Origin of the sequence: Bartonella sp. CL162QHHD (genome assembly GCF_042195435.1) — a bacterium.
Lineage (GTDB): Bacteria > Pseudomonadota > Alphaproteobacteria > Rhizobiales > Rhizobiaceae > Bartonella.
In genome coordinates this window covers 1-6,638 of sequence record NZ_JBHIOG010000028.1, presented here as the reverse complement: position 1 = coordinate 6,638, position 6,638 = coordinate 1, and the positions used below count along the sequence as shown (strand labels likewise).

Genomic DNA, 6,638 nt, shown 5'->3' with positions numbered 1-6,638 from the left:
TAGAAAGCGCTCTCAATGGCAAAATGGCAGCGGATAAAACTTTCTCATTTGCTGATTTAAGCGATATCGAAGGCGCAAAAGATGCTGCCAACAATTATGTTCTCTATAAATCAAGCAACAATAACTTTACCTTTGGCAGTGCTGTCTCACTATTAGGCGCGCATCAACATAAAACCGAAGATATCGTGGGGCTTGATGATTTTAGAGCCAAGATTAATCAAGATATGACCAGCTATGGGCGCCTCACAAGCCCAAATGAATGGCAGAATTATAATAAATTTACCAGCAAAGTCACCATGAGTGGTGGCTTAGAACTTTTGGGTAATTCGTCGTTTAGCCTTATTCATAATGGTGAAACGGTGACAAGTTTAAGCACAAATGGAAGTACCTTGAAAGGACCTTTGAGAGTTGATGGTGAAGCTGTTTATACCAAGGTGCAAGTGGATGCTCTTTTGGATGCTTTAATCAAAAAGCGTAAAGAAGAGTACATTGAAATCGTTATGTTGCAGAGTGGTAATATTCCTTGGCCTGATGGGGTGACAGATGACACTGATATTGAAATCATGGCTTGGGGAGGTGGCGGGAGCGGTGGCCAACGTGGAGGAGGTGGTGGTGGTGAATGTATTTCTTTAAAGATTCAAAAACGCCAATTACAGAATAATGATGTAGTGGCTATTGGAAAAGGCGGATATGGAAATGGTGTTAATGGTGGTAATACGCTAGTTGGTTCTATTCTTACAGCACGGGGTGGTAAGGGGAATAACGGTTATATTGGTGGAAATAGTGGTGGTGGAGTTTCAGGTGGTTATGGAACTGCAAGTGGTAGTAATAATAATGGTTATGCGGGAAAAGAACATCCTTGGCATGGAGGCGGAGGAGGAGGTGGTGGCTTTAATGATAGTTGTGGCGGTGATGGAGGGGATAGTACCTATGGTGGAGCAGGTGGAGGTGGGAGTGGTGGGAGTGGTGGTAGTGGTATAGCTAATAATGGAGGTAAGGGAGGAAAAAGCCAGTATGGTGGCAATGGAGGAAGCGGAGCTGAAAAAGGATATGGCGGCGGTGGCGGTGGCGGTTATCGAGATGGTGAAGATGGAACAGTAAATGGTGCTGGACGGGGTGGTGATGGCGCAGTTAAATTAAAGATCTTTGTATAAGCGTTTAAAGGCTTGTATGCTCTTCCGTCTTTAAGTCCCCTTTAAAGCCCTTTAAAAGGGCTTTTTGACTGACAGTGTCAGACTTATGAAAGGGAGCTCTTGTTGTTATGGTCTCTTCATTGATTTGGAGAGCAAAATGGCAATAGAATTTAATCATGGGATTCGCATTGTAGAGGCTGGTGAGGATTCCCGTCCTTTAGCAACATTTGATCAGACCGCCATTGGAGCGGTTGTTACAGCCCCTGATGCTGACAACCAAGTTTTTCCCCTCGACGAGCCCGTGTTGGTCTTCACCCATGAGACAGAAAAAATCCAAAAGCTTGGAACAAGAGGCACAGCTCTTGATGTTATTAATGCTGTGTGCGCACAGGGGATTGAGGCACAAATTATCCTTGTGCGGGTGGAAGAAAAGTCAACCATTGCTGAGACACAAACCGAAATGGTGGGATCAAACGCTCGACTGACCGGTGTGCATGCCTTAGCGCATGCGCGGGGGCATTTGGGTGTGGAACCTGGAATTCTCTTAGCACCGGCTTATAGTGCAGGGCGCCTTGATAATGGTAAAAACCCCGTGGCAGATGCACTGGAACAAGTGGCAGAAAAGCTGCAAGCGATTGCGGTTTTTGATACGGGGGGTAAAAACACGGAAGAAAGTCTTGCCTATCGTGCAGATTTTTCCTCACGCTTTTGTTATTTGATTGACCCCTTTGTACGGGTGGCAAATCGTGAGGGGGGTATTAGTGTTAAACCCGCAAGTCCTTTTGCAGCAGCCATGTTTATCAAACGTGACAAGCAAAGGGGCGGTGTTTTTTGGTCTCCTTCCAACCAAGATGTGCATGGCATTTTAGGGACAGCACGCCCCATTAGCTATTTTGATGGCGAAATTGATCATGAGGCAAATCGCCTTAACCAAGCCGATATTGCGACCTTTATTCCAGCACGGCTTAGCCAAAATGCGCAGGGAGAAGTAGCTTCCAATGGGCGCATTTTATGGGGCAACCATACCACCTCCAGTGACCCATTGTGGCGTTTTGTCAATGTGGTGCGCACCCGTACAGCCTTGGAAAAAACCATCATTAACAATTTCCGCCCTTGGGCCAATGATGAAAACCTTACTGGTCAACATGTTATTGCCATTACCCGCAGCCTTACACAGTTTCTTGATGATCTGATTGCGCGGGGTGCGCTTTTGGGTGGCCGGGTTTGGTTTGATCGTGATTTAAATTCCAACAGCACTTTGCAATTGGGAAAATTGCGGGTCGAGTTTGATGCAGAAGAAGTGCCACCTTTAGAAGATTTGAGTTTCGGCAGCCGGCGCAATAGCGCTTATTTTGACCGTTTGGCGCAAGATATCCAAAAGAAAATGACTTATCAATTTGGCGATACGCTTGAAACTTATCGCAAAGCAGCAAGGAGTTAGAGCATGACTTTACGCATTGTACGCGGTTTTACGCTGATTGTTGATGATGATGTGAATCTTCACCTTGATCTTGAAACCCTCAAATTACCTACGTTGGAAGAAATTACAGAAACCTATCAACCAGGGGGCTCTGATATGCAAATTGATGTGAGCGGTCTTGGTGTGAAAGCTTTGAGTTTACAAATGAAAATCCGCAGCCATACCCCTGAGGTCATCGGTATTTTTGGTGGTCCTCCTGGTCTTCGTCATAAATTCACTGGCAAAAAACATGTGATCTCTGAAGAAGATGGACGTGAGCATGAACATTCCATTGATGTGACAGGGCGGTTGGTCAAAGTCGATAGCGAAGGCTTAACAGCTGGAAAAGCGACAGGCTATGATTGCGAGATCAAAAATGTTTGGGACTATACGGAATTTTGGGATGGTTCTGTTTTGCACCGCTTTTCTTTTAAACGGGGCGGCTGGCTTGTCCGCAATGGGCAAGAGATCGGTTCTCGCCGCCGCTCTATTCTCAATTTATAGGAATTGATCATGACAAGTTTACAAACCAGCATTGACGTGGAATTGCAGGTTCCGTTTCTTTATCAAGATAAAAGTGGCAAAGAAACTCTATGCAAGAAACTGACCTTTTATCGCCCCACTTTTAAGCATGCCAAGCAATTAGCGGTGCTCATTGGACCACAATTGACAGAGCTGCTGCTTCCTGAGTTTGGAGAGCAAAAAACAACTTTGAGCAATGATGTGCTTATCACGAAGCTTTCTCAAGTTTTGTTCACAAGTGAGGCAACAGAAGGCATCACAGCACTTTTGGCTGATATGTCACGTGAATCTATTGAATTGATTGATCGAGTTGATGTGATGGATATTGTCGCAATATTGAAGGCTTTTTTTGCTTTTTTTACGCAACGCCAATCCTCTCTGCCAGACAATTTGGGGCAGAACTAGCCCTTTATTATCACTGGGCGCCTTCAGAGATTAACCAGATGGATTGGCTGGATGTGATTGCCTATCGAGAAGAACTCGCGCGCCTGAAAGCTCAAGAATATGAAAGCCATCAGTTAGGATAAAGAATCGTCATGGATGTTTCCCTTGTTGTGCGTTTTGTCAATCATCTGCAAGAGGGGATAGCTTCTGCCAAGCGTGATCTTGCAGCCTTTAGTTCAGATGTTGCGCATTTCCAAAACAAGACAAGGCAGCACTTTAAAAATTGGTTTGACCCTGAGCATCTTGAGGATGCGACAAAGAATGCGGAAAATGCTTTTATCCAAGCACGCGGGCGTATGGTGGGTGCCATTGCGCAAACAGCAACCTTAATTGCACCGCTCTATAAAGCCATGCAATTTGACCAATCGATGAAGGGATTAGAAAAGGTTCTCGATGCCCCCCTTGATCGCTTAAAGGAATTGCGCCGTTTTGCGCTTGAAACCTCCACCAAGATTCCGTTAGCGGCGCGTGAAGTCTTAGAATTGATGACCAGTGCCAGCCAAGCAGGGATTGGTGAACAAGATCTAGAAGCTTTTAGCATTTACGCCGCTAAAGCAGCTGTAGCTTTTGATATGACGGGAGATCAGATTGGGGAGCGCTTTGCCAAATTGCGCAATGTCTTTAAGCTTAATCAGGTAGGCATTGAAGATCTAGGCGATGCTATCAATCATCTCTCTAATCACATGGCGGCAAAGGCCAGTGAAGTGTCTGATTTTACCAATCGTGCCACCGGTGCGGCAACCATGTTTAAGTTGACAGCGCGCGAAACTGCGGCATTTGGTACAGCGATGATTTCTGCTGGGATTGTTCCTGAGAGTGCCGCGCGTGGTTTTAATGCCATGAGTGCGCGCATTCAGGCAGGGGGCAAACATATTGAAGATGCTTTTGCCAATATCGGGCTTTCTCGCGAAAAATTCATGCAAGATCTGGACAAAGATGCCACCGGCACCTTGGTGCGCTTTTTTAATGTGTTGGGTAAATCCGAACAGGGGATGCGCTCGCTGATTGCCATTGCGGGGCGCGATTTTACCGGTGATTTTGCCAAATTGGTGGGTAACCCCGAATTGTTAGGGCAAGCTTTAGAGTATGTGAAAGATCCACAAGTCTTTAAAGGTTCGGTAGAACAAGAAGCAGACAAACAAGCAACCGGTGCCATGCGGCAATTTGAACTCTTACAAAACCGTATTGTGGCTCTGGGCATCACCATTGGTGAAGTGCTTCTGCCTCCTCTCAACAGTCTCATGGAAACTGTTGGTAATTTTACCAATGGGTTGATGGCGTGGGCGAATGCGCACCCAACTTTAACAAGCGCCATTATCAAAACCATTGCCGCCCTCATGGCTTTTAATATTGCTCTGCGCGTGTTGCGCTTTACTCTTGCCGGGACACGCCTTGGGCTTCTTCAATTGATGGGCTCTTTTATTAAGCTTAGAGTACTCAGTCGTGGTGTTGCTGCAAGCTGGCGGGGCTTAGCAGCCGCAGGGCGCTCGCTGGGTTTAATAGCAGCAAGCTTTGGTGGAAGTGCGCTGCGTCTTCTTCGCCCCATGACTTTACTGGTAGGGGCTTTACGGGGGATTGCTGTCTCAGGAAGTGCATTTGCTGCCTCTTTTGGTTGGATGGGGACAGTGATCGAAGTGGTTGGGGCAAGTCTTTCCTCTGTTGTGGGGGGTATTTTTACCCCGATCGGGGCGGTCATTGCTGCTGTTGTGGCTGTCATCCTTGCTGCTGGTTTTGCTTTGTGGAAATATTGGGATCGTTTTTCTTCTTTTGTCAAAGGTTTTGCACGGGGGGTATCTCGGGCTTGGGGGCGTGCCTTTGAAGCCGTCATGCGCTTTTTTGGTGCTGATACCACCACCATCACCAAATGGAAAAATATCATTGCTGCTGCTTTTGATTTCTCTCAAACTTGGCAAAAGTTTAAACAAGAGCTTTCCTCTGTTGTCGAGTGGTTTGGCAATTTGTGGGAGGGCGTTAAACAAAGCTTTTCCAACTTTTGGCAATGGTTGAAGAGTTTTTTTACACAGGAAAAGCTCTCGGATGCTGCCAAGGCTGGTATGGAACAAGCGGGCGAAGATCTGGCTAATTCGATTGTCGATGGCTTTATGTCGTCTATCTCACAATTGATGGATTATTGTAAATCTTTGCCTAGCCGCATTAAGGGGTGGATTGGTTCCATTGATGTAAGAGAGTTTTTGCCAAGTTTTTTGGGGGGTAAAACAGCCATTCAGCCCATACCACAATTTGCGGGGGCTTCTCCTGTAAATTCATCTGCGAGAGAGCAAAGAGACAAAGACCGTTCCCCCATCACACACAATCAAAATGTCACAGTGCATGTCAATGGTGCGCGTGAACCCATGGCCACTGGTCGTGCGGTTGCCCATGCTTTGCAACGGGCACGCGCTAATGCGCTGCATGGCGGGACAGAATGAGGGGAGGGAGCCTATGAGAGATCCTTTGATGATGTTAGGACCGCATCAATTTTATGTGGACTGGCTGAATTTCCAATCTTTTGAAGAAGAGTTTTCTGCCTCATGGGTTTGTATGGAGCGTTTTGGCAAGGCACCCAGTTTGCAATTTACCGGCTATGGCAATGATGCAAAGACCATTCATGGAGTTTGGTTTCCAGAAGAATTTGGTGATCGGGTAGCCATTGATGCCATCACTACAACTATCCGAAGAGCAAAGCCGGTCCAGATGCTTCATTGGATCAATGATACCACCTATAGTGTCCTTCTCCATGGACCCGTAGTAATCACCACGATCAATAAAGACCATGACTATATCAGTCGCTCTGGTCAATCCCAGCGCATCCGCTATTCCATTACGCTCTTGCCCTTTTTTAATGGCGGAAAACCACAAGGACAATACCAAGAGGGACAAATCCAAGTGGGACAAACTCTATGAAGATACCAGAAAAGCATGTTATTGTAGAGCTAGAGGATATGAGCCTCGATCTCCTCTGCTTTCACCATGTCATGGCAGTGTTCAGAGACCGGAGGCAAGTTGGGGCACTAAACGGTTATTTAGAAGCCACACTGGAAGCTAATCCAGAGATTGCCAAATATGGTGTGTTTTTACCA

7 protein-coding genes are annotated in these 6,638 nt (G+C 46.4%); all 7 read left to right on the top strand.

The features are described 5' to 3' along the window. The coding region (locus tag ACFILD_RS03000) for a Bgr_08870 family protein (RefSeq protein ID WP_375664740.1) at positions 1-1,154 on the top strand (1,154 nt) is incomplete at its 5' end. Positions 1,155-1,290: 136 nt separating this feature from the next. Beyond that, complete coding sequence (locus tag ACFILD_RS02995) at positions 1,291-2,574, top strand: phage tail sheath C-terminal domain-containing protein (RefSeq protein WP_375664739.1); 1,284 nt, start codon at positions 1,291-1,293, stop codon at positions 2,572-2,574. Between the two features lie 3 nt (positions 2,575-2,577). Then, entirely contained in the window at positions 2,578-3,096 is a 519-nt protein-coding gene (locus ACFILD_RS02990) for a phage major tail tube protein (RefSeq protein ID WP_375662961.1), read from the top strand. A gap of 9 nt (positions 3,097-3,105) precedes the next feature. Continuing rightward, positions 3,106-3,519, top strand: a complete 414-nt coding sequence (locus ACFILD_RS02985) for a hypothetical protein (RefSeq protein WP_375662960.1) — start codon at positions 3,106-3,108, stop codon at positions 3,517-3,519. Positions 3,520-3,650: 131 nt separating this feature from the next. Beyond that, positions 3,651-5,987 (top strand): phage tail tape measure protein, encoded by a 2,337-nt coding sequence (locus ACFILD_RS02980; RefSeq protein WP_375664738.1) that lies wholly within the window; start codon positions 3,651-3,653, stop codon positions 5,985-5,987. 13 nt (positions 5,988-6,000) lie between these two features. Continuing rightward, positions 6,001-6,462, top strand: a complete 462-nt coding sequence (locus tag ACFILD_RS02975; RefSeq protein WP_375664737.1) for a phage tail protein — start codon at positions 6,001-6,003, stop codon at positions 6,460-6,462. After that, a partial coding sequence (locus ACFILD_RS02970) for a tail protein X (RefSeq protein WP_375664736.1) occupies positions 6,459-6,638 on the top strand: 180 nt, incomplete at its 3' end. The genes ACFILD_RS02975 and ACFILD_RS02970, both read left to right, overlap by 4 nt.

Bases quoted from the DNA above. Each gene is read 5' to 3' on its own strand.
- ACFILD_RS02995 (WP_375664739.1), top strand. From the start codon at position 1,291: ATGGCAATAGAATTTAATCATGGGATTCGCATTGTAGAGGCTGGTGAG.
- ACFILD_RS02990 (WP_375662961.1), top strand. From the start codon at position 2,578: ATGACTTTACGCATTGTACGCGGTTTTACGCTGATTGTTGATGATGAT.
- ACFILD_RS02985 (WP_375662960.1), top strand. From the start codon at position 3,106: ATGACAAGTTTACAAACCAGCATTGACGTGGAATTGCAGGTTCCGTTT.
- ACFILD_RS02980 (WP_375664738.1), top strand. From the start codon at position 3,651: ATGGATGTTTCCCTTGTTGTGCGTTTTGTCAATCATCTGCAAGAGGGG.
- ACFILD_RS02975 (WP_375664737.1), top strand. From the start codon at position 6,001: ATGAGAGATCCTTTGATGATGTTAGGACCGCATCAATTTTATGTGGAC.